Raw genomic sequence first — 23,405 nt, 5'->3', positions numbered from 1 at the left:
AATACTAATAATTTTAGTACTTTTAACTGGATCCCGTGGTCAAGCCACGGGATGACAGAGCTAACACTGATCCACGTAACAATGCCACGTGAGTACCGCAGTACTTGTAGGATGACGTAGCCAATTTTTGAAGTTGATTTTCGTATATACTCAAATGATTTCAATAATTGAATTTTATTTTGAAAGGCGAGCACCCGCAGCCTATACTTAATAGGAGAGGATGCGAATCCTTGATAAAATGAAAAAGCAATTCTTGAAATCAGCAGAGTATATTATAATTGTCTCTGTTCTTGAACTAGCTCAAAAACTTCAACTGTGTCTCCTTCTCTAATATCTTCGTAATTTTCAAATGCTATACCACACTCATATCCTTCTCTAACTTCTTTAACTTCATCTTTAAAGCGTTTTAAGGTTTTGAGTTTTCCTTCATGAATTACTACATTATCACGTAATAAGCGTACGCCCGCTCCTTTCTTAATAATCCCTTTAGTTACATAGCTACCGGCTATTTTACCGACTTTGGTAATATTGAATATTTGTCTGATTTCTACGCTTCCGATATATTGCTCTCTAACGATCGGATCAAGCATACCGCTCATAATGGCTTTTACGTCATCAATTAAATTATATATTATACTATAATATCTAATATCGACTTTTTCTTTTTCTGCTGCAGTTAAAGCATTTGTCCCTGCTCTAACGTTAAAGCCGACAATAATAGCTGAAGAAGCATGTGCAAGAGATACATCGGATTCCGTTATCGGACCTACGCCGCTATGAAGTATACGAAGCTTTATTTCATCACTCGGTAATTTTAATAAGCTACCTGAAATAGCTTCAACCGACCCTTGGACATCACCTTTAATAATTAAAGGTAATTCCTTAATTTTACTATTACCGGAAGCCTTTAAAAACAAATCCTCTAAACTTGAACGCAGTGCAATAGATATTTTCTTTTCTTTAGCAAGACGCATTCTATATTCGGCTATATCTTTTGCTTGTTTCTCGTTTTGTACTACGTTAAATTTATCACCGGCAAAAGGTACTACGTTTAAGCCTTGAATTTCTACAGGAACAGATGGTGTTGCTTCCACTATTTCTAATCCCTTATCATTAGTCATCTTTTTAACTTTACCGTAAGAGCTACCTGCTATTATAATATCACCGTTTCTTAAAGTACCTCGCTGAACTAATATAGTGGTTAGTGTTCCTCTTCCTTTTTCGATTTTTGACTCGATTACAACACCGGCAGCCGAACCGAAAGGACTCGCTTTTAAATCCTGCATTTCTGCAATTAACAAAATTGCTTCTTCAAGTTTATCTAAGTTAATTGTCTTTAGTGCCGAGATAGGAATGACCATAACGTCACCACCTGCCTCTTCACCTATAATTTCGTGTACATATAATTCGTTCTTTACACGTTCAATATCAATATCAGGCTTATCAATCTTATTAATAGCTACAATTATAGGAACGCCCGCTGCTTTCGCATGATTAATTGCCTCAACCGTTTGCGTTTTGATTCCATCATCTGCTGCGACTACTATAATAACTATATCCGTTACTTTAGCGCCTCTTGACCGCATTTCCGAGAAAGCCTCGTGACCCGGAGTATCAATAAAAGTAATCGCTCTACCGTCTGCAAGAGTTACTCTATAAGCCCCGATATGCTGGGTAATTCCTCCAGTTTCACTTGCAGCAATATCCGTAGATTTAAGAGCGTCAAGTAATGATGTTTTACCATGATCGACATGCCCCATTACTGTAACAACCGGAGCACGCGTTCTCAAATCTTCAACCTTATCATCACTAATTAAAACATTTTCAACATCCGATTCTTGAACTCTTTTTACCGTATGCCCTAAATTTGTTGCAACTAGTTCCGCCGTATCGGCATCTATTGTTTGGCTGGCATTTGCAAGAATACCGAGCTTCATTAATTCTTTAATTACATCTGCTACTCTTTCAGACATAGCATTTGCAAGATCGCCGACTCCGATAACTTCCGGTATCGTCACTTCTCTATATACTTTCTCAGGTGCTTGTGATACTAATTTACGCTTTTCTTTTTCTCTAGCTCTTTTTATAGCAGCAAGACTTCTAGTTCTACCGCTACCGCTTTCGTCGTCACTAAGCATATTGAAAAGATCAGCTTTTTTGAATTTTTTTGGTTCTTCTAGCTTAATTTTTGGTGCGACTACTTTATTATCTGCTGTTTTATCTAATTCTTTCTCTGATTCTATCCCGTAACGTGTTCGCATTCCTACTAAAGGGTACTTTACAAAAGATTCTTCTTTCTTTTTAGATATTTGTGACGGTATATCTTCATTATCTTGAACGATTTTAGCACTAACTTCTACTTTATTTTCTTCGGTATTTTGCTGTTTTTGTTCAATTTCAGTTTCTAGCGTTTCTATTTTTGAGTTGGCAGGCTGGTTAATACTTGCAAGTTTACTTAAAGTGCTTATTTGTGAAGGATCATTTAATTTAGATTGCTCAGCAGCTTTTTTAAGAATAGATAAACGTCTGTTAAATTCTTCCTTATTAGCATCAATAGCAGTTTGATCTAAGCTATTTCTTTCTTTATTTAATGAAAGGGTAGTAGTACTACCGGTAGAGCTTTTTCTAACTTCTACTAGCGTTTTAGATTTAGCATTAACAAAGCTTTGAGCTCCTGTAAGAGAGTCAAAAGACTTATTAAGCGATAATTTTGAATTGCCAAGTGTCAACTTTTTGGGTCTGATTTCCTGGTTATCCGTCATATTTAAAACCTTTGTGTTTCTATTTTTCGTCTATTACGAAGAAAAACTAATTGTATAATCCCGTATACCAACGTAATTCCCGTAGGACCTTGCCTGCGTGGATCAATTTTCCGTCATTGCGAGGAGGCTTTGTTGCATAGACTGGTAAATGCTCTTTATATCATTCCTAGCTAAAAGCAGGAATCCAGAAAAAATAGTCTTAATATTGATAAAATAAACCTAAAAACAAGTTTTTTGTCGGTTTTACTGGATTCCTGCTTTTAGCTAGGAATGATATATACACCCTTTACTAACTATCTTTCAACTCACCATGCTGTCTAGCAGTTTTAATCAGTAATTTAATATTTTCATCCGTTATATTAGAATTTGGAGCTAAATTTTTAAATTCATTTACGCTCATCTCTCCTAAATCTTCTATAGTCTTTATACCATATTCGGCAAATTTTAATATTAATTCAAGCGGTAATTCTAATATATCTATTAATTCTTGCTCAACTCCCAGATCCTCTAGCTTTTTGATAATCTTTTCATTTTTAAGGTCGATGTAATTAATAGCTCGATTTTTGATCTCTACGGCAAGTTCTTCCTCAAAGCCTTCGATTCTTGTTAAAGTACTAATCTCGCTTTCTGCAATTTGCTCTACCGAATTAAATCCCGTTACCGATAAAAGCTGACCTATAACTTCTTCAACATCTAAAGCTTCCATAAATAATTCCGTAGAGGTTAAGAACTCTTCGTTTCTTCTTTTTGATTCTTGCTCTTCGGTCATTATATCGATATTCCAACCTGTAAGCTTAGAAGCTAAACGAACATTCTGCCCTCTTCTACCTATTGCAATACTTTGATTTTCTTGCGAAACTACTACTTCTACCTTATGCCTATCCTCATCAATCAAAATTTTTGTAATTTCCCCGGGTGCAAGCGGTGCAAGAGCATTAACTATAAACTGTGCAAGATCATTACTCCATAATACTATATCAATTTTCTCTCCGTTTAACTCATTTGTTATGGCTTTTACTCTATTACCTCTAATACCTACGCATGAGCCTACGGGATCTATACTACTATCCGAAGCAAATACCGCTATTTTTGCTTTTGAACCGGGATCACGTGCTACTGATTTTATTTGAATAATATCTTCAAGAATTTCAGGTACTTCTAGCTTAAATAGCTTAACCAGCATTTGGTTATCTACTCTAGACAAGAAAATCTGTGGTCCTTTTGTTTCTTGCCTTACATCCTGTACATATACTTTTATACGATCATTAGGTTTAAAATTCTCACCCTTAATTAATTGATCTTTTTTTATTATTGCTTCAGCACGGCTCAAGTCAACTATTATATCACCGTATTCTATTCTCTTAACTATCCCGTTTATAATTTCGCCTTTTCTATCTTTAAAGTCATGATATTGCTTTTCACGTTCAGCTTCTATAACACGTTGAGTTATAACTTGTTTTGCAGCTTGAGCCGATACTCTAGCATGATCAATCGGTGGTAAATATTCATATATCTCATCACCAATTTTAGCTACCGGATTCTTTATTAAAGCCTCTTCAAGTGAGATTTGTGTTAAGTAATCTTCTACATCTTCTACTATTTTTAAGATTCTTAAAAGATTTATCTCACCGGTTTTCCTATTTATCTGAGCTTTAATATTATATTCATTACCGTATTTTTTTCGTCCTGCTACTTGTACCGCTTGTTCAACCGTTGAAATCAAAATTTCTTTTGATATTCCTTTCTCACGGGCTACAGAATCTATAATTTGTAAAATTTCTACATTACCTATATTAGACATACATTATCTCTTATTGCTTTAGCAATTTTTTAAATACTTCTTCAGTTAAAACTAGATTGGCATTTTTAATTAAATCATAATCAATTGGTACTTCTTGTTCTTCACATTTTAAATATATTTTATTATTTTCGGCTTTAATTATTTTACCCTGATAACGAGTTTTGCCGTTCAATAATTCTTTAAGTTTAATTCTAGCTTCTCTTCCTAAAAATCTACTATAATTTTCAAAATTTACTAACGGACGCTCAAGACCGCTTGAGGCTACTTCTAACGAGTACGCCTCTTCTATTAAATCCTCGACATCTAGAATAGCGGAGATAGTCCTACTTGCTTTAGTGCAATCTTCCACAGATATTTTTTCACCGTTTAAACTATCAATTAATATCTCGACTACTTTAGGGTTAGCACCTTTAAACTTAACAAGAACTAACTCAAACCCCATCTCCGTCAAAGACTCTTCTATTACGTTTGTTATTTGTTGTTCAATAGTTTGCATATTTAATATTTATAACAAAAAAGGTGGGACAAACCCACCTCTTTATAACTTTTATAATGCTTATCCGTAACGAAAATACACTAATTAGAATATATAAGCAATATTTAACTTTATATTTTTAAATATATACTAATCTCAAAAATTTTAAGGAAACGTACTTCTATCTTTACAGTTTAAAAAAATTACTTATAGCGAACTCCTTATAACTATAACAAGATATATGTTTTTAAAATTTAAGGAAGCTTTTTCTTATTGTAATATAATTTTATTTATCATAGGAATTTTTTGCCTCGTATTATTATCATTAGGGTTATATGATAAGTATATTTTGTGGCGAAATCAAAAAAACTTTCCTGTTTGACCGAGCGGCTATTAATTTAGGTATCTTGCTTTTATTTCTAGTAGCCCCTACTTATTTTGTAATAAAAGATAAACTTTTTAAGAAAGCACTTTTTATGGCATTTTATCTTATTTGTTATTTTAGTCTCTTTTTAATGCTGCATAATTTTTGTTGGATTTATTTTCTAGACAAACAGTGATTAGTTATCTAATTATCAAGGCCTAAAATGTCCCGCTATTAAAAACTCCTTATTCCCTTTAGCTCCAAGTATTGGGCTTTCTATTATACCAAATGTTTTAAAGTTATACTCTTTCTCAAGCCAATCATTGATTTTATCGCATACTTTTTGATGTAAGAGAGGATTTTTAATAATTCCTCCCTGCTCTACTTCATGCTTTTCGACCTCAAACTGCGGTTTTATTAAAGCAATAAGCATGCAATCTTCTTTAGCTAAATTTAGTGGAGTCGGTAATATAGTAGTTAAACTAATAAAGCTGGCATCACAAACAATTAAATCAGACTTCGTTGTTATTTGCTTATCGGTTAAATATCGTGCATTGGTCTTCTCAAGCACTTTAATTTGTGGACTGTCACGTAATTTAGGATGAAGTTCGCCATAACCGACATCTACGGCAAAAATTAATTTTGCTTTACGCTCAAGTAATACTTCGGTAAAACCGCCGGTGCTACTACCGATATCAATACAAACTAAATTTTCAGGATCAATTTTAAAATAATCCAAAGCAGCAATTAACTTTAATGCACCTCTTGAAACATAATTATGCTGCGGAAGCTTTACCTTAATGTCGATATCATTTATATTAACCTGCATCCCAGGCTTAATTAACTGCTCATTCTTATTATGTACTTTACCTTGGATAATCAAGCTTCGTGCTACAGTAATATCTGTTACAAAACCTTTGTGCAGCAAATATTCATCAAGCCTTATTTTAGTCATTACTTTTTAAATTTGAATTTAACTTATGTTATAGGGGTTCATTAGATAGAAAATATACAATTTGTCTAACGTAATGTATTTGAGCCATACAATAATGTTGCAACTGAATGGAGCATGGCAATCTAAAAAAATATTCAAACCCTAACCAATATATGTCTTTTCTTACCGGCAGAGAGCTTTATAACATTTTTATCGAGTAGGAAAGTAGTATTAATTATCATATTCTCATCTTCGATTAATCTATCATTTATTTTAGCACCTTTCCCTCTTATAAGTTTGCGTGCTTCTGACTTAGAGCTAGCAAGACCTGCTTCATGAAATAACTCATACGCACTAATACCCGCTTGTAATACCTCCTGCCCTAAAACAACGGTAGGTGAATTCTCATCGATTTGCCCTTCTTCAAATATCTTTACCGCAGTTTCTAAAGCTGATTTTGCTGTCTGCTCCGAATGACAAAGCTTAGTTAGCTCATAAGCAAGCTGTTTTTTAGCAGAGTTAATATCTTCAGCCGCTAAACTTTCAAACTTATTAAGCTCTTCCTCCGTTAACTCGCTATATAATTTGGCAAATCTAACTATGTCGGCATCTTCACAGTTACGCCAATATTGGTAATAATCATACGGGCTTAACAAATCTTCATTAAGCCATACTGCTCCCGCAGCAGTCTTGCCCATCTTAGCACCCGAGCTAGTCGTAAGTAGCGGCGTCGTCATACCGAACACATCTTTGCCGCTTATTTTACGGATTAAATCCGCTCCCATGACGATATTGCCCCACTGATCGCTACCGCCAAGCTGCAGGCTGCAATTATAATGCTTGCTTAAATAGTAAAAATCATATGCTTGCAACAACATATAGTTAAACTCTAAAAAGCTTAAATGCTGCTCACGCTCAAGCCTTAGCTTTACCGAATCCATAGTAAGCATACGGTTGATTGAAAAATGAATCCCAAAATCTCTTAAGAACTCTAGATAATTGAGCGAATCTAACCACTCTGCGTTATCCAGCATTATAGCATCACTTTCACCTTCGCCGAATTTGATAAATTTCGATAAAGATTTTTTAATCCCTTCAGCATTTTTAGCTATATCTTCTTTACTTAGGATTTTGCGAGCTTCGTCTTTCCAAGTAGGATCACCGATTTTACTCGTACCGCTGCCGATAATTACAATAGGCTTATGCCCGTGTTGCTGAAGTAACCGTAGTATCATTATCTGCATTAAACTACCAATATGTAGCGAGGTAGCAGTACAGTCAAAGCCTATATAAGCCGCTATTTTTGTTTCTTTCGTTATAGCAGTTAACCGATCCAAATCGGTACATTGATGGAGATATCCTTTATTTATAAATTCTTCTATAAAACTCATATATTATTTCTTATTTTTTAAAAATTCCTTTTTTGCTTTTCTGCTAGGAAATAAAATGTTAAGGAAAATAGCATCTTTATCACCTTTTATATAAGGTACTGCATATACTTACTCAATCATTCTAACATATAAAATTTTTTGACCTTTATATTTCTCTTGATTATGATGTAATTTAATATCTAATAAATTACCGTCTTCAATTGACCGAACTATCTCTTCAAACCCTATATTACGCTCATGCAATAACTTAGCGTTTTTTTCATGATTATATCTATACTTGGTCATATTATTTAGAGTTTAGTAGCATCTGAATGGATTAGCATATTAAGATAGGTTTGATCAGGCAAACCATGCTTAGAAGCTTTAATTTTTATTGCTTCTATGTCATGTTCTGCAATCCTGATAGTAACGGATCTCTTTTTATTAAGATGTGCTTTTGCAAATTTTTGAAGCAAAGCTATTTCACTTTATCATCAATTTTTTGCTGCTTTTCAAAATTATCTTCAATATCTTGTTCGTAAGGATCTAGTTTGATACCCATAACACAACCATTTTTAATGTTTAATTTATTTTAAATAATGTAAGTACTTTGTCAATACTTGATATATTAGATTATCATGCGAATATTTTTAAATCTGTATATCGGATTTTGTGAAAGAAATTTAATTTGATCTATTTTTTAGTTTTCTTTGTATTATAGGAAGTAAAATATAAATCAAAACAGGCAATAAGGCAAATTTAAGCAAAAGTGTAAAATTAAATAATATTGTTGAATTTTTTATTATAGGAAAAGTTTTATAAAAAAGAATAACAGAGCAAAACTAATAATTATACCTATAGTTTTTTGAACATTATTTAAGATCCAATCAGAATTATACTTAAAGCAAATATATACGATACCATAACCCAATAAAGTTCCTATTGATAATAAAAGCAGTAAGGGAAAAGGATTGTCTTTCTATAAAAAGAAACATATACCTATCACAAAAACCAATATACAATAATAAGATTTAGCACTATTTTCCCATCTACTTATTTGTGTCTGCATAAAATTACTTCTATAAAATAAAACAATTAACACTTCAAAAATCATACCACCTATAACATCATATATACTATGTACTCCAAGATATAGGCGTGAAAGCATAATATTAATAATCATTGCGATAGATATTATTTTTAACGTTTTTGGATTAAATGATAAAAATATTATCATAAAGAAAACAGTAGCCACCTGTACATCTCCACTAGGGAAGCCAAATGATCCGTCATTAATAGATAACATATGTAATGTACTAGGGGGACGAGGAATAGAAAAAGCTTTTTTAATAATAACATTCAATAATGTTGCAAATGATACAAGCCAGCCTAAATCCAAAAATAATCTATTTCTTGGATTTAACCAGTAAACAATCGCAATAATTGTAAGGTAAAAATAATCACTAGCAAAAAAAGGAAATATTTTAAACCAAGTAGTTAATATTTCACTTCTAAAATTCAATATCCATTCAGGCTCTAGTGTAAATAACGTGTAATAGTTGAGATTTAATCTTACATTTAGTAAAATTAAGATAATATTAAATGGAGGATTAGAGATGAATCTAAATCAAAAAATAATAAAGCCAAAAATAGGATTACTAGAATTAGCTAGGAGTCTTGGTAGTATATCGTCAGCATATAAAGCTATGGGTTACAGTAGAGACAGTTATTATAGGTTTAAAGAGTTATATGAAACAGGAGGAGAAGAAGCATTATATGAGATTAGTCGGAAGAAGCCAATTATAGCGAATAGAGTTGATCCTGCCGTAGAGAGAGCAGTATTAGATATGGCAATAGAATACCCCGCTTATGGTCAGCTGCGAGTATCAAATGAGCTTAAAAAGACTGGTATTCTTGTATCACCTGGAGGAGTTAGATCTATTTGGCTACGTAATGATTTAAATAATATCAATAAAAGACTTAAAGCATTAGAAGCCAAAATGGCTCAGGATGGTATTGTTCTTACCGAAGCTCAGTTACAAGTATTAGAGAAACGGCGTAGCGAGAAAGAAGCTCATGGTGAGATTGATACACAGCATCCAGGTTATCTAGGATGCCAAGACACATATTATGTAGGTAATTTTAAAGGCATAGGCAAGGTATATTCTCAAGTGTTTATTGATAGTTACACTCGGGTTGCAGAGGCTAAACTATATACTGATAAAACAGCACTTACCGCTGCTGACATGCTTAATGATAGAGTGTTACCATGGTATGAGAGTCAGCAAATACCAGTACTTCGTATTTTAACTGATAGAGGTGGTGAGTATAAAGGTAATATAGAACATCATGCTTTTGAATTGTTCTTAAGCATTGAGGGTATTGAGCATACTACTACTAAAGCATATTCTCCTCAAACAAATGGTATGTGTGAACGTTTTAATAAAACTATGAAACAAGAATTCTTTGATACTGCTATGCGTAAAAAGATCTATACTGATCTTGATGATCTACAACTAGATCTTGATATTTGGCTAGAATATTATAATAATGAAAGACCGCATTCCGGTAAATATTGCTATGGAAAAACACCTATGCAGACTTTTATGGATAGTAAAAAGTTAGCTGTTGAAAAGAATAACGAAATCTTATATCTTGAATACTCATCTGACAGTCATAACTTATCAGACATTCAGATATAATTTTTATAATGTCTGTAAGATTAAATCTTGACTTCTACAATTGCTTAAGGCTTACGATTGGGTAATATAGAAAACTTCTATCTCTAAAAAAATATCATATATATTTCTTTTCTTTTAAAAGCGGTATTACATCCTCTTTTTGAAATAAGTTTAAAATGAATAAAAGTAGTTTCTTATATGGTACATAAATTATTAACAATATAGAGTATCTCTAAAGTAACAGTTTAATATTTCTAACTAATATTTTAACTTAATTTAATTTTAATTAACTTGTCTGACTTGATGAATAATGGTTTAATAAAATAACAACTATTAAATATAGGGGATTTATGTCAATGGAAGATAAGACAAAATTTGGTCGTGCCTCCGTATTGCAGTTTAGAGTAAATAGTCTATAATCCTCAAACAGTAATAAGAGAGAATTATAGTTAAGGAGTTATGGCAAAAATAGATGTTAAGTGTAGATATTGTAACAACACAGAAGAAGGGTCATGCCTCCATATTGCAGTTACGCCTATTAAAAAGCTATACGTTCAATAAGAGTACCAATAACCTTATCATGAATATCCAATGACTTGGAAAAGCAGATTGTCTTACGTGCAAGCCTCTTGCATCTCGTTCTAAGGTTCAAGTTACTTCGTTCTATCCGTTGAGTGTATTTTTTACTGATAATATGCTTTGGTCGTGCCTCCGTATTGCAGTTTAGAGTAAATAGTCTATAATCCTCAAACAGTAATAAGAGAGAATTATAGTTAAGGAGTTATGGCAAAAATAGATGTTAAGTGTAGATATTGTAACAACACAGAAGAAGTAATAAAGTCAGGATATTCAATTTCAAAACAACAGAGATATCAATGCAAGCGGTGTAATCGATATTTTTAATTGGAGTATATTAATAATGCATCTAAGCCTGGAGTTAAGGAGCAAATAGTAGAAATGTCAATCAACGGCTCTGGAGTTAGAGATACAGTAAGAGTATTAAAAGTGGGTATCAATACAGTTATCCGTGTTTTAAAAAAATCTAGTATTAAAAAACAATAAATCATTCTATCAGTACAACAGAAGTAATTATTGCTCCTGAGATAGATGAACAATGGTCTTATGTACAGAATAAATCCAGACAACGATGGCTTTGGTATGCTTTGGATAAGATTTCGTTAAAAGTAGTTGCTTATACGTTTGGTACAAGATGTGATAGCACATTAGAATCATTACTGAAAAAACTAGAGAATTTCAAGGTGACTTTTTACTATACAGATGGATGGGGGAGTTATGCTAGGTTATTAGACCCTAAAAAGTATATTATCAGTAAAAAATACACTCAACGGATAGAACGAAGTAACTTGAACCTTAGAACGAGATGCAAGAGGCTTGCACGTAAGACAATCTGCTTTTCCAAGTCATTGGATATTCATGATAAGGTTATTGGTACTCTTATTGAACGTATAGCTTTTTAATAGGCATAACTGCAATATGGAGGCATGACCGAATTATTTATCGTGCTCATATGAGCAAAAGCTTTAAAGACCGCGATTATATAGTTTCTGCTGAAGAAAAAGGTAGAGAAGAAGGTGTGGCAAAGAGTATAGAAGAAGGGGAAGTTACAAAAAGTATAAAAATAGCAAAAAAGATGTTAATGAAAAAAACTCGATAGAAGAAATATATGAGATTATTGAATTATCTATAGAAAAAATAAGGCAATTGAAAGCAGAAATTGAGAACCTTAAAAAATAATTAGCTTCAATGACAAAAATTTACTTTATAGCCGGTGAGATGTCAGGAGACTTTATCGGTGGACGCATAATTCAGCATTTAAAAGATAATATAGAAATAAAATGTATGGGGGTTGGCGGTAGATATATGGAAGAAGCCGGTAGCTTTAAAAGCTTATTTTCTATTACTACCATAAATTTGATGGGCTTTGTAGAAATTTTACCTCATATTTTTAAGCTTAAAAAATTAATTGATAAAACTGTGAAGGATATAACAAATAGTAAAGCCGATTTATTAATCACCATAGATTCACCGGGGTTTACTTATCGTGTGGCAAAGCGAGTAAGAAAACTTTTACCAAAGCTGAAAATGATTCATATCGTTGCACCGTCAGTTTGGGCATATAAAGAGGATAGGGCAGTAAAATACGCTCAAATTTATGATTGTTTATTTGCTTTATTACCTTTTGAACCGCCATATTTTACTAGGCTCGGACTTGATTGTAGATATATAGGTCACCCGATCATGGAGCAAGAGTTTTATAGCGATAAAGTAGCTTTACGTAAAGAGTTTAAAATAGACGAGAATGAGAGAGTTTTATGTGTTACTCTTGGAAGCAGAAAAGGAGAGATTCTAAGGCATTTACCGGTTTTTGTTTCTTCTATTGAAGAAATATTTAAGAGTTGTAATAATCTTAAAGTTATATTTACTCTTGCAAATCCTGCTCATGAGGCAATAATAAAGCCATTTTTAGAAGATGTTAAGTTTAATTATTTATTTTCAAGTGAGAGACTTAAAACTTATGCCGTTGCTGATTTAGCTTTAGCAAAATCCGGTACTAATACTTTAGAGATAGCAGCTTCCGGTACTCCTATGATTGTGGCTTATAAAGTTAATCTTGTAAGCTTTTTTATTATCAGGCTATTGATAAAAATAAAATATGTTACACTGATAAATATTATAGCAGGTAGCGAAATAATTCCGGAATTTATCCAATTTAATTGCCGAGCTAGTCTTATTAGTAATAAGCTTCAAGAGTTATTATTTAATTCTAAAAAAGCGTATGAGCAGGTAATAGAAAGCCAAAAAATTTTGCAGAAATTAGGGTTTGAATCAAATCGATCACCTTCTTATATAACTGCAGAAATTATTAAACAGGAGTTCTTAGAACCTAAAATAAAGTTGTTAAAAGAGAAAGATTAGTACTTGAACCGGTGGTCCACAACATTTTCTGAATTATAATAAACATTAATATTAATATAATAACAAAATATATTTCCATATTTTTTCTTATAGTATTAATTTGTTTCATTAAAATTTCTAAATCATTGGAAATTTTTTTGTATTCCTCATTGTGATCAGAACGCATTGTTGTCAAGAAACCGGATAAGTTTCCTAACTTATTTTGTAAAGCTTTTAACCTTTCCGTATGTTCTTCGTGTTTTAGATCGGTATTGTGATCTTGTATCATAATATATAATGCCCATTATAAGATCAGTATTAACGCCGGTATAGTAATATGAACTATGAATAAAGATTTATATTTTTCGTTTGTAATAAAAATTCTAACTTTTCATTTTACAGGAGTATACTATTGTTATAGTAAATTGGTTTACGTTATTAATTTGTTGCTTGTTAGTCATCTAATTTTAATATTTTAATTACCAAATATTAAAACTATTGATTTATTTAGCAAAAGCTATATAATTTAAATTCAACAAATATTTAACTTCAACCAAACTTTAAGTTAGTTTTACTATATGTTATTTCAAATGTCAAGAAAAAACCATATTTCGTGGTAATTTTTTTAACAATATTTCTAAGTCTTATAAAAATAATAGTTATTATGTTAAAAAACCTATTAAAAACTAAACTTTTTTTAGTTATAGTATCTCTAACTATATTCAGGTCATGCCTCCATATTGCAGTTATGCCTATTAAAAAGCTATACGTTCAATAAGAGTACCAATAACCTTATCATGAATATCCAATGACTTGGAAAAGCAGATTGTCTTACGTGCAAGCCTCTTGCATCTCGTTCTAAGGTTCAAGTTACTTCGTTCTATCCGTTGAGTGTATTTTTTACTGATAATATACTTTTTAGGGTCTAATAACCTAGCATAACTCCCCCATCCATCTGTATAGTAAAAAGTCACCTTGAAATTCTCTAGTTTTTTCAGTAATGATTCTAATGTGCTATCACATCTTGTACCAAACGTATAAGCAACTACTTTTAACGAAATCTTATCCAAAGCATACCAAAGCCATCGTTGTCTGGATTTATTCTGTACATAAGACCATTGTTCATCTATCTCAGGAGCAATAATTACTTCTGTTGTACTGATAGAATGATTTATTGTTTTTTAATACTAGATTTTTTTAAAACACGGATAACTGTATTGATACCCACTTTTAATACTCTTACTGTATCTCTAACTCCAGAGCCGTTGATTGACATTTCTACTATTTGCTCCTTAACTCCAGGCTTAGATGCATTATTAATATACTCCAATTGAAAATATCGATTACACCGCTTGCATTGATATCTCTGTTGTTTTGAAATTGAATATCCTGACTTTATTACTTCTTCTGTGTTGTTACAATATCTACACTTAACATCTATTTTTGCCATAACTCCTTAACTATAATTCTCTCTTATTACTGTTTGAGGATTATAGACTATTTACTCTAAACTGCAATACGGAGGCACGACCACTTTGCCTTGAGCTTGTTTATAACTTCTGCCCACTCTTCATCAATTAATATTACTTTTCGCTGAAGCCGCCAATTATTGATAATTTCTTCATAATTATCATAATTACTTTTATTTTCCTTAATTCTATCAATCATTTTATTATAAGGAGCTTTTCTAAAAGTTTTTGATTTAGGAGTTAAAAACGTATCATCAACATCGAAGAATATAGATGTATCAGTAGGTGCATTTTCTATTATTAAATTATAAACTTTTTCAGCACTATCGGCAGTTTTAAAATCTTTCATATATTATCAAATTTAATATTAAGTTCTTCCGTCAAAATAGCCATCAGCTCAAGTTCTATTTTATTTTTCCATTTTCCTTGTTCATAAAAAAAATGATAAGGACCGCTAACCGGCGATGACAACCAAATTTCTTTAGCTGCACTTTGTTTGTTTATTACATATATACCTTTATCAGTATCAAGGTTTAATATATCACCTTGTAAATCTACATCTATACTTGCTTCTTTATCTTGCTCTTCTATCTTGTCGGCTATATATGCAATTGTTGTTTCGGCTATTTTACTAAATTCTGTATTATTCACGATAACATCTGTTAAATGGATAAAAATATACGAAGATCAACTTCAAAAAGAGCACGGAGTCTATAAGGCGAGGAACGCAGCGTATACTTAATACGTGAGTACCGCAGATCTTATAAGACTTTGTGCTCTTTTTGAAGTTGATCAAGTAGATGGCTTGTCAGGATCAATTTCCGACTCAGGTACTCTAATCAGACTTTTTCTATAAGTTTCAACAAATCTATTATGATCATTAAGATTGTTAGAAAAATTATGTCCGCCTTTACCGTCAACCACAAAAAATAAGGCATCCGTTTTAGCAGGTTTTACCACTGCTTCTAAAGATTTTAGCGATGGACAGGAAATCGGACCTGGCGGTAAACCTTTTATGTAATAAGTATTATATGGTAGTTCTTGCAATAGATCTTTTCTTGTTAAAGCTCTTGCTAATTTAAATTTACCCTCAGTCAAAGCGTAGATAGTAGTCGGATCGGATTGTAACTTCATATTTTTCTTTAAACGATTAATGAATACTGCGGCTATAATAGGTTTTTCTGCATTTGAACCGGCTTCTTTTTCAATTATAGAAGCTAGCGTTAATACTTCGAGTCTAGTTTTTAACGGAGAATCCGGCGCAAGATTTTGCATCACCTTATCTAAATTAGCAGACATTAAATTTCTCATTTGATCGATTATCTGCTCTTTTTGATCTCCATAAGAGAAAAAATACGTTGATGGCATTAAAAAACCTTCCGGTATTATCCCTTTTATTTCTCCAAGTAATCGACTTTCTTCATTAATTTTCTTTATAACCTCACCAACCACCGTACCTTCTGGGACAATTATCTTATGTATTATAGATTTACCACTTGCTAATACTCTTAAAGTTTGCAGGGGCGATATATTACGAGTAAACACATATTCACCGCTTTTAAGAGGTCTTTTTATAGAATAAATTTTAGCAATTACCTTAAAAATTCTCGGATATTTGATTACTTCATTAGAATAAAGTTTTGTGACTATTTGATTTACGGATAATTTAGGTTCAATAATTATCGTTTTATTTTGAGTAAGATTGCCCGGCACAAAAATATAAAATATACTAGAATTTAGCAAAGTAATGAATATAGTTAGAGATACTATAACTAAAAAAAGTTTAGTTTTTAATAGGTTTTTTAACATAATAACTATTATTTTTATAAGACTTAGAAATATTGTTAAAAAAATTACCACGAAATATGGTTTTTTCTTGACATTTGAAATAACATATAGTAAAACTAACTTAAAGTTTGGTTGAAGTTAAATATTTGTTGAATTTAAATTATATAGCTTTTGCTAAATAAATCAATAGTTTTAATATTTGGTAATTAAAATATTAAAATTAGATGACTAACAAGCAACAAATTAATAACGTAAACCAATTTACTATAACAATAGTATACTCCTGTAAAATGAAAAGTTAGAATTTTTATTACAAACGAAAAATATAAATCTTTATTCATAGTTCATATTACTATACCGGCGTTAATACTGATCTTATAATGGGCATTATATATTATGATACAAGATCACAATACCGATCTAAAACACGAAGAACATACGGAAAGGTTAAAAGCTTTACAAAATAAGTTAGGAAACTTATCCGGTTTCTTGACAACAATGCGTTCTGATCACAATGAGGAATACAAAAAAATTTCCAATGATTTAGAAATTTTAATGAAACAAATTAATACTATAAGAAAAAATATGGAAATATATTTTGTTATTATATTAATATTAATGTTTATTATAATTCAGAAAATGTTGTGGACCACCGGTTCAAGTACTAATCTTTCTCTTTTAACAACTTTATTTTAGGTTCTAAGAACTCCTGTTTAATAATTTCTGCAGTTATATAAGAAGGTGATCGATTTGATTCAAACCCTAATTTCTGCAAAATTTTTTGGCTTTCTATTACCTGCTCATACGCTTTTTTAGAATTAAATAATAACTCTTGAAGCTTATTACTAATAAGACTAGCTCGGCAATTAAATTGGATAAATTCCGGAATTATTTCGCTACCTGCTATAATATTTATCAGTGTAACATATTTTATTTTTATCAATAGCCTGATAATAAAAAAGCTTACAAGATTAACTTTATAAGCCACAATCATAGGAGTACCGGAAGCTGCTATCTCTAAAGTATTAGTACCGGATTTTGCTAAAGCTAAATCAGCAACGGCATAAGTTTTAAGTCTCTCACTTGAAAATAAATAATTAAACTTAACATCTTCTAAAAATGGCTTTATTATTGCCTCATGAGCAGGATTTGCAAGAGTAAATATAACTTTAAGATTATTACAACTCTTAAATATTTCTTCAATAGAAGAAACAAAAACCGGTAAATGCCTTAGAATCTCTCCTTTTCTGCTTCCAAGAGTAACACATAAAACTCTCTCATTCTCGTCTATTTTAAACTCTTTACGTAAAGCTACTTTATCGCTATAAAACTCTTGCTCCATGATCGGGTGACCTATATATCTACAATCAAGTCCGAGCCTAGTAAAATATGGCGGTTCAAAAGGTAATAAAGCAAATAAACAATCATAAATTTGAGCGTATTTTACTGCCCTATCCTCTTTATATGCCCAAACTGACGGTGCAACGATATGAATCATTTTCAGCTTTGGTAAAAGTTTTCTTACTCGCTTTGCCACACGATAAGTAAACCCCGGTGAATCTATGGTGATTAATAAATCGGCTTTACTATTTGTTATATCCTTCACAGTTTTATCAATTAATTTTTTAAGCTTAAAAATATGAGGTAAAATTTCTACAAAGCCCATCAAATTTATGGTAGTAATAGAAAATAAGCTTTTAAAGCTACCGGCTTCTTCCATATATCTACCGCCAACCCCCATACATTTTATTTCTATATTATCTTTTAAATGCTGAATTATGCGTCCACCGATAAAGTCTCCTGACATCTCACCGGCTATAAAGTAAATTTTTGTCATTGAAGCTAATTATTTTTTAAGGTTCTCAATTTCTGCTTTCAATTGCCTTATTTTTTCTATAGATAATTCAATAATCTCATATATTTCTTCTATCGAGTTTTTTTCATTAACATCTTTTTTGCTATTTTTATACTTTTTGTAACTTCCCCTTCTTCTATACTCTTTGCCACACCTTCTTCTCTACCTTTTTCTTCAGCAGAAACTATATAATCGCGGTCTTTAAAGCTTTTGCTCATATGAGCACGATAAATAATTCGGTCATGCCTCCATATTGCAGTTATGCCTATTAAAAAGCTATACGTTCAATAAGAGTACCAATAACCTTATCATGAATATCCAATGACTTGGAAAAGCAGATTGTCTTACGTGCAAGCCTCTTGCATCTCGTTCTAAGGTTCAAGTTACTTCGTTCTATCCGTTGAGTGTATTTTTTACTGATAATATACTTTTTAGGGTCTAATAACCTAGCATAACTCCCCCATCCATCTGTATAGTAAAAAGTCACCTTGAAATTCTCTAGTTTTTTCAGTAATGATTCTAATGTGCTATCACATCTTGTACCAAACGTATAAGCAACTACTTTTAACGAAATCTTATCCAAAGCATACCAAAGCCATCGTTGTCTGGATTTATTCTGTACATAAGACCATTGTTCATCTATCTCAGGAGCAATAATTACTTCTGTTGTACTGATAGAATGATTTATTGTTTTTTAATACTAGATTTTTTTAAAACACGGATAACTGTATTGATACCCACTTTTAATACTCTTACTGTATCTCTAACTCCAGAGCCGTTGATTGACATTTCTACTATTTGCTCCTTAACTCCAGGCTTAGATGCATTATTAATATACTCCAATTAAAAATATCGATTACACCGCTTGCATTGATATCTCTGTTGTTTTGAAATTGAATATCCTGACTTTATTACTTCTTCTGTGTTGTTACAATATCTACACTTAACATCTATTTTTGCCATAACTCCTTAACTATAATTCTCTCTTATTACTGTTTGAGGATTATAGACTATTTACTCTAAACTGCAATACGGAGGCACGACCCTAAACGCATTAGCTGGCCTGCTATAATATCATCCTCAGATGATAGCTTCCTTTTATATCTATAGCATGTTTCGCTGACACCAAAGATCTTGCATGCACTCCTTATAGAAATATCTTTTTCTCCAGATATTATTTTAGCCATCTCCCGCCTTTGAGATGGCTTCCTAACTTTTTTTCAAGTACTTCCTTTAATATATCAGCTCTTAGCCTTTCCTCAGCATACATCTTTTTAAGCCGTGCATTTTCCGATTCTAACTCCTTTAATTTAGTAATCATCGGTAAAGCCATACCACCATACTTTGATCTCCATTTATAAAATGTCGCTGATGGTATTTTGTGCTCTCTCAGTATAGACGCTACAGGCATCCCACCGCTCGCTTGCTTTAAGATAGACATGATTTGGCTATCACTGTGCTTTGATATTGTCATTTATAGAATCTCCTCCTTTGTTTCTAGAAAATTCTACTCCTTTTGTCGATTGTTTTTGGGGGGGTTGCCGTATCCATGTAAGGATAACATCTTGCGTAAAACTAACACTGTACACATTAATATTATAAGCAAAAATATAAAAAAGCTTAAAGTTAGAGATAGTGACTTAAAATTTTGCCACAACGACATACTAAAGAAAGGAGTAGTTGAGGATAGAATAATACCTCCACAAGAATGAGATAGACTATAAAGCCTCATTTTAACATTAGTCTTAAACAAAGATTGAACAATAATTTGTAGCGGTACTGCATAAAATGCTGCAAGTCCTATTAATATAATGGGACAGAGAATATTAAATGTTTGTTTGTATAACATTATTTGCATTCCTAAAGCAACAATAATGCTAGCAAATACAGTCCATGTAATCTGTCTTAAAGGGTTTATTTTATCGGCAAGCAGCCCTGCAAAAACGGCTGATATTCCATAGGTAGTAGTAAGAGCTATATTCATAAATCTTATTTCAGGATGATTTACAAAAGCTATTTTTGTTAAAAAAACTCCTAAGAAAATTACCAAAAAGTGATACACTCCTCCAATAGCACCGTTTATTAGTAACGCTATTATAAAAGATGTTTTATTATCCTTTATTATCTGTTTTATCGTACTTTTCGATGATTTTCTTAAAAACTCGCTACTTTCTTTAAAAAAATTTCTCATCAAAATAGCAAATAAACCAAATATTGCACCGATAAAGAAATTAAAACGCCATAAATACTGGATATCAGAATTGCTAGCATAATAATAAGCTATAGCCGCAAGTAATGCACCTATTTGGCTACAACACGAAATTATTCCTATATTTAAATTTTTCCTATTATCTCCTGTTTTTTCAGCCACATAAACCTTTATTCCGTCAACTTCTCCGGCAAGGCTTGCTAAAAAAAACATTCGACATAATGTTAGTATTACCGTAGCAAAAATACCTATCATTTCAAAGGAAGGAGTAATAGCAATTAATCCGGTAGAAATACTACTCATGAACATTGATATCTTAATGGATTTAGTACGCCCGTATTTATCTCCGATAAATCCAAAAATTAAAGACCCTAAAGGTCGTACTATAACGGCCGCACTAAGAATGGCAAAAAAACCGAGTAGTTGTTTATCCTGCTCTATATCAGGTAAGAAATTTTGTGCAAGAATACTAGCCGATAAACCGAATAAAGCATAATCATAATAACGGATAATTGCTGTAAAAAATGCAACTAGAAAAGCTGAATTAGACATATAATATTTTCTTTTGGTGACAACATCATATGATACAAACTATTTAGTTTCAATAGACTTCTTTTGGATACCAGCTCGTCATTACAAGCATTGCATGGTTCAAGAAAAGTATCCAATGTCATTCCTGCGAAAGCAGGAATCCAGCGTAAAGCGAGATAGATCGAGCTTTTAATTTCAACAATTTGTTATATTTATACTTTTTCTGGCTTCCCGTCTTCGCGGGAACGACATAAAACAAGCCATACAACAAGCTATATTCCTCTACCTGTATCTATTTTTTTTCTTTGTGCCTCCATAGCTTTTGCCAGTCCTTCTTTATTCTTATCTCCTTCCTGAGGTATTTGTTTACCAATATCTTTCGCCTCTTCTTTTACAATATTTGGAATTGACGGAGGGGGTGGTGGGGGTGGTGGCGGAGGTGGGACAGGGTGACCACTCCCAGGCATTGGAGGTGGCACCGGTATAGTACCGCTAGGCATAGTTGAAGTATTTTTTGAAGGTTGATTAGTAGCTTCTGCTTGCTGCTGCTTTATCTTCTCTTCTTTCATACGTTTTATAGCTGCTAATGCTCCTTGTTGCTGTAAATCTGCAGCTGTCGGTTCTCCTTTCGTAGGCGATGAGGGGTTATTTTTATTATCAAACTTTTTTTCTCTATCTGAAGCACTATTAATATTACTACGTTCTTTTTCTATAACTTTGAATTGATTATTAATAGATTCCAATTCTGCAACAATTTTCCATCTTTCTTCTCTAGTAATATTAGAATTAGCTTTTTTCTTCAAGTCCTTTTTTTCTTATCTTCTAATTCTTTCTGTTTTTGCTTTAATTCTTCTAAAATTTTTGCATGATTATCTGTTTGGATTTTAGGTGCTTTATTTTGACTTATGGGAGTATCAACACTTTGCTTTCTTTGCGCATTCTTCCATGCTAACTCTTCTATAAAAGAATTGAATTTTGGCTTTTCTACTGGTTGAGATGAACTCTTTATTAGTATTTCTACTGGCTTTATTCCTATCTCTGCTTGTGTGAGATCTTCAAAACTCTCTTTAGAAGCCAAAGGTTTTTCAAGTATTTGTTGATTTGTTTGCTGTACAATTTCTGTAATTTCTTTAATATTTTTATGTAGTTCTGCAATAGAACTAGCTCTTTCTAATTCTTTTTTAGGATTTCTAATATTCTCATACCAACTCTTTAAATCTTCTTTTAAATAATCATAAGTTGCTTTAATAGATGTTACTTTAGTTTCAAAGCTTGCGGTAATTTGTGCTGCTAACTTTAAGGATTGTTCTGAAGGCTGCTTTCCTTCTTCACTTAAAGACTGAATTATGATTTTAGACTTTTCTCTTGAAAACCATCTTGAAAATACACTTGGTTTATAGACTTGAATTTCTGCTTTACCGCCTTTCTCATCTTTAACTATTACACTCCCTTCATAACCGGTAAACTTATTAAGCAATGTTTTAGGATTTTTAAATTCTGCCGTTAAATTATTATTTTGTAATTTAGGAAAGATGTCCCTAATATTTCTTTTTTCTTCTAAGAATTTACTTAATTTTTTAAAAGTTTGATCATTTTGTGAACTTATATTATCTATCTCATAACCAGGACTACTATCTACAAAATTTAGTACGAAAGGCTTGGCTTTTATTCCGTCATATATCTTTTTCAAAAAATTATCATTAAAATTTTGACTTTCATTAGTACCTTTTAAATTATTCTTTAACTGGTCAAAAGTCATTTTTTTCGGTTCGGCAATACTAGGATTATGCAAGTCGGTATTAAGCATAATTGTTTGGTAAGCTAGTATGTATGCGGCATCTTTACTTTTTATTTCACCGTTTAAATTTTGTTCATAATAGTTTGTCCCAAAACTTTCGACTAACCTATCTATTTTTTGAGCTTCGCCCGGTAATTTAAATGATTGTAAAAACCCACGTAAACTTTCTAAATAATCTTTTTCTTTAAAATCAAATTGCTTAGTAAAACTCTCTAATACTTTTTTATTATCGCCTCCATCTGTTCCAAGATAATCTCCTACAAACTCTAAATTTAGATTAGTTTTTTCCTCATAAAAAAATTTAGCAGTTTCTTCTGCAAAATCTTTATTATTATCAGCACACCATTTTTTAATTCTTACAATTCCGCTTTTTGGTTTATCATTAAAAAGTTTAATTACTTCGTTTTTTACTAATGAGTCCATTTTATCTCTCGCAAGTTAATTAAATATCT

At 31.8% G+C, this 23,405-nt stretch carries 18 protein-coding genes and 8 pseudogenes; 5 read left to right on the top strand and 21 right to left on the bottom strand.

The features are described 5' to 3' along the window. Nucleotides 1–272 precede the first annotated feature (272 nt). The 8 genes and pseudogenes from infB to AC0ODJ_RS04620 form a co-directional block, all read right to left on the bottom strand. The gene (gene infB, locus AC0ODJ_RS04655; RefSeq protein WP_218460112.1) at nt 273–2,762 is read right to left on the bottom strand and encodes a translation initiation factor IF-2; all 2,490 of its coding nucleotides are present in this window, start codon (nt 2,760–2,762) and stop codon (nt 273–275) included. A 289-nt stretch (nt 2,763–3,051) separates the two neighbouring features. Further along, entirely contained in the window at nt 3,052–4,563 is a 1,512-nt protein-coding gene (nusA, locus tag AC0ODJ_RS04650) for a transcription termination factor NusA (RefSeq protein ID WP_218460114.1), read from the bottom strand. Nucleotides 4,564–4,573: 10 nt separating this feature from the next. Beyond that, nucleotides 4,574–5,059, bottom strand: coding sequence for a ribosome maturation factor RimP (rimP, locus tag AC0ODJ_RS04645; RefSeq protein ID WP_218460116.1), 486 nt, complete (start codon nt 5,057–5,059; stop codon nt 4,574–4,576). Between the two features lie 554 nt (nt 5,060–5,613). Then, nucleotides 5,614–6,357: a TlyA family RNA methyltransferase gene (locus AC0ODJ_RS04640; protein ID WP_474465115.1), complete on the bottom strand. Its 744-nt coding sequence runs from the start codon at nt 6,355–6,357 to the stop codon at nt 5,614–5,616. Between the two features lie 134 nt (nt 6,358–6,491). Next, entirely contained in the window at nt 6,492–7,727 is a 1,236-nt protein-coding gene (tyrS, locus tag AC0ODJ_RS04635; RefSeq protein ID WP_218460118.1) for a tyrosine--tRNA ligase, read from the bottom strand. A 3-nt stretch (nt 7,728–7,730) separates the two neighbouring features. Continuing rightward, nucleotides 7,731–8,012 (bottom strand): annotated as a pseudogene (locus tag AC0ODJ_RS04630) (hypothetical protein). A gap of 5 nt (nt 8,013–8,017) precedes the next feature. Beyond that, nucleotides 8,018–8,268, bottom strand: a pseudogene (locus AC0ODJ_RS04625) (CopG family antitoxin). A gap of 417 nt (nt 8,269–8,685) precedes the next feature. Then, nucleotides 8,686–9,228, bottom strand: a complete 543-nt coding sequence (locus tag AC0ODJ_RS04620; protein ID WP_256621186.1) for a phosphatase PAP2 family protein — start codon at nt 9,226–9,228, stop codon at nt 8,686–8,688. A 94-nt stretch (nt 9,229–9,322) separates the two neighbouring features. On the opposite strand from AC0ODJ_RS04620, the gene AC0ODJ_RS04615 reads away from it, so the two are divergent. Continuing rightward, complete coding sequence (locus AC0ODJ_RS04615) at nt 9,323–10,408, top strand: IS481 family transposase (protein ID WP_121834048.1); 1,086 nt, start codon at nt 9,323–9,325, stop codon at nt 10,406–10,408. Nucleotides 10,409–10,925: 517 nt separating this feature from the next. On the opposite strand, the gene AC0ODJ_RS04610 is transcribed toward AC0ODJ_RS04615, so the two are convergent. Further along, the gene (locus tag AC0ODJ_RS04610) at nt 10,926–11,141 is read right to left on the bottom strand and encodes an IS1 family transposase (RefSeq protein ID WP_474465744.1); all 216 of its coding nucleotides are present in this window, start codon (nt 11,139–11,141) and stop codon (nt 10,926–10,928) included. Between the two features lie 29 nt (nt 11,142–11,170). Here AC0ODJ_RS04610 and AC0ODJ_RS04605 point away from each other — a divergent pair. The 3 genes and pseudogenes from AC0ODJ_RS04605 to lpxB (AC0ODJ_RS04595) all read left to right on the top strand — a co-directional run bounded on the left by AC0ODJ_RS04605 (nt 11,171) and on the right by lpxB (AC0ODJ_RS04595) (nt 13,324). Further along, nucleotides 11,171–11,865 (top strand): annotated as a pseudogene (locus tag AC0ODJ_RS04605) (IS1 family transposase). 26 nt (nt 11,866–11,891) lie between these two features. Next, nucleotides 11,892–12,142, top strand: a pseudogene (locus tag AC0ODJ_RS04600) (RpnC/YadD family protein); the annotation flags it as partial. A 9-nt stretch (nt 12,143–12,151) separates the two neighbouring features. Further along, on the top strand, nt 12,152–13,324 hold the full coding sequence (gene lpxB, locus AC0ODJ_RS04595; protein ID WP_474465105.1) for a lipid-A-disaccharide synthase: 1,173 nt from the start codon (nt 12,152–12,154) through the stop codon (nt 13,322–13,324). On the opposite strand, the gene AC0ODJ_RS04590 is transcribed toward lpxB (AC0ODJ_RS04595), so the two are convergent. From AC0ODJ_RS04590 to mltG, 5 genes and pseudogenes are all read right to left on the bottom strand, one after another. Then, nucleotides 13,293–13,592 (bottom strand): hypothetical protein, encoded by a 300-nt coding sequence (locus AC0ODJ_RS04590; RefSeq protein ID WP_218460735.1) that lies wholly within the window; start codon nt 13,590–13,592, stop codon nt 13,293–13,295. The two genes, lpxB (AC0ODJ_RS04595) and AC0ODJ_RS04590, sit on opposite strands and share 32 nt — an antisense overlap. 466 nt (nt 13,593–14,058) lie before the next feature. Continuing rightward, a protein-coding gene (locus AC0ODJ_RS04585) for an IS1 family transposase (RefSeq protein ID WP_474465112.1) occupies nt 14,059–14,753 on the bottom strand; the annotation gives its coding sequence in 2 pieces (ribosomal slippage) (nt 14,059–14,480 and nt 14,480–14,753; 696 coding nt in all). A gap of 80 nt (nt 14,754–14,833) precedes the next feature. Then, a pseudogene (locus AC0ODJ_RS04580) lies at nt 14,834–15,121 on the bottom strand (DUF2608 domain-containing protein); the annotation flags it as partial. Then, nucleotides 15,118–15,423, bottom strand: a complete 306-nt coding sequence (gene cyaY / locus AC0ODJ_RS04575; protein WP_218460733.1) for an iron donor protein CyaY — start codon at nt 15,421–15,423, stop codon at nt 15,118–15,120. The gene cyaY and the pseudogene AC0ODJ_RS04580, both read right to left, overlap by 4 nt. A gap of 141 nt (nt 15,424–15,564) precedes the next feature. Then, nucleotides 15,565–16,581, bottom strand: a complete 1,017-nt coding sequence (mltG, locus tag AC0ODJ_RS04570; RefSeq protein WP_474465109.1) for an endolytic transglycosylase MltG — start codon at nt 16,579–16,581, stop codon at nt 15,565–15,567. Nucleotides 16,582–16,956: 375 nt separating this feature from the next. Here mltG and AC0ODJ_RS04565 point away from each other — a divergent pair, with 375 nt between their 5' ends. Then, complete coding sequence (locus AC0ODJ_RS04565) at nt 16,957–17,256, top strand: hypothetical protein (protein WP_218460735.1); 300 nt, start codon at nt 16,957–16,959, stop codon at nt 17,254–17,256. Here the strand turns inward: AC0ODJ_RS04565 and lpxB (AC0ODJ_RS04560) are convergent. From lpxB (AC0ODJ_RS04560) to ralF, 7 genes and pseudogenes are all read right to left on the bottom strand, one after another. After that, nucleotides 17,225–18,397, bottom strand: a complete 1,173-nt coding sequence (lpxB, locus tag AC0ODJ_RS04560; protein ID WP_474465105.1) for a lipid-A-disaccharide synthase — start codon at nt 18,395–18,397, stop codon at nt 17,225–17,227. The genes AC0ODJ_RS04565 and lpxB (AC0ODJ_RS04560) overlap by 32 nt on opposite strands. Nucleotides 18,398–18,406: 9 nt before the next feature. After that, nucleotides 18,407–18,657 (bottom strand): annotated as a pseudogene (locus AC0ODJ_RS04555) (RpnC/YadD family protein); the annotation flags it as partial. Nucleotides 18,658–18,683: 26 nt separating this feature from the next. Then, nucleotides 18,684–19,378: pseudogene (locus AC0ODJ_RS04550) on the bottom strand (IS1 family transposase). Nucleotides 19,379–19,446: 68 nt separating this feature from the next. After that, a pseudogene (locus AC0ODJ_RS04545) lies at nt 19,447–19,889 on the bottom strand (transposase); the annotation flags it as partial. Nucleotides 19,890–19,922: 33 nt separating this feature from the next. Continuing rightward, nucleotides 19,923–21,176 carry an MFS transporter gene (locus tag AC0ODJ_RS04540; protein WP_218460005.1) on the bottom strand — a complete coding sequence of 418 codons (1,254 nt, stop codon included), beginning with the start codon at nt 21,174–21,176 and terminating at the stop codon, nt 19,923–19,925. 251 nt (nt 21,177–21,427) lie between these two features. Continuing rightward, complete coding sequence (locus tag AC0ODJ_RS04535) at nt 21,428–21,958, bottom strand: hypothetical protein (RefSeq protein WP_474465102.1); 531 nt, start codon at nt 21,956–21,958, stop codon at nt 21,428–21,430. Next, entirely contained in the window at nt 21,955–23,376 is a 1,422-nt protein-coding gene (gene ralF, locus AC0ODJ_RS04530; protein ID WP_474465099.1) for a T4SS guanine nucleotide exchange effector RalF, read from the bottom strand. The genes AC0ODJ_RS04535 and ralF overlap by 4 nt, the downstream gene beginning before the upstream one ends. Between the last annotated feature and the right edge of the window lie 29 nt (nt 23,377–23,405).

It is taken from the genome of Rickettsia senegalensis (assembly GCF_056135685.1).
This window is presented reverse-complemented; position numbering and strand designations above follow the sequence as displayed.

Excerpts from the sequence above, each read along its gene's own strand:
- infB (WP_218460112.1), bottom strand. The coding sequence starts at position 2,762 with ATGACGGATAACCAGGAAATCAGACCCAAAAAGTTGACACTTGGCAAT.
- nusA (WP_218460114.1), bottom strand. The coding sequence starts at position 4,563 with ATGTCTAATATAGGTAATGTAGAAATTTTACAAATTATAGATTCTGTA.
- rimP (WP_218460116.1), bottom strand. The coding sequence starts at position 5,059 with ATGCAAACTATTGAACAACAAATAACAAACGTAATAGAAGAGTCTTTG.
- AC0ODJ_RS04640 (WP_474465115.1), bottom strand. The coding sequence starts at position 6,357 with ATGACTAAAATAAGGCTTGATGAATATTTGCTGCACAAAGGTTTTGTA.
- tyrS (WP_218460118.1), bottom strand. The coding sequence starts at position 7,727 with ATGAGTTTTATAGAAGAATTTATAAATAAAGGATATCTCCATCAATGT.
- AC0ODJ_RS04615 (WP_121834048.1), top strand. The coding sequence starts at position 9,323 with ATGAATCTAAATCAAAAAATAATAAAGCCAAAAATAGGATTACTAGAA.
- lpxB (WP_474465105.1), top strand. The coding sequence starts at position 12,152 with ATGACAAAAATTTACTTTATAGCCGGTGAGATGTCAGGAGACTTTATC.
- AC0ODJ_RS04590 (WP_218460735.1), bottom strand. The coding sequence starts at position 13,592 with ATGATACAAGATCACAATACCGATCTAAAACACGAAGAACATACGGAA.
- mltG (WP_474465109.1), bottom strand. The coding sequence starts at position 16,581 with ATGTTAAAAAACCTATTAAAAACTAAACTTTTTTTAGTTATAGTATCT.
- AC0ODJ_RS04565 (WP_218460735.1), top strand. The coding sequence starts at position 16,957 with ATGATACAAGATCACAATACCGATCTAAAACACGAAGAACATACGGAA.
- lpxB (WP_474465105.1), bottom strand. The coding sequence starts at position 18,397 with ATGACAAAAATTTACTTTATAGCCGGTGAGATGTCAGGAGACTTTATC.
- AC0ODJ_RS04540 (WP_218460005.1), bottom strand. The coding sequence starts at position 21,176 with ATGTCTAATTCAGCTTTTCTAGTTGCATTTTTTACAGCAATTATCCGT.
- ralF (WP_474465099.1), bottom strand. The coding sequence starts at position 23,376 with ATGGACTCATTAGTAAAAAACGAAGTAATTAAACTTTTTAATGATAAA.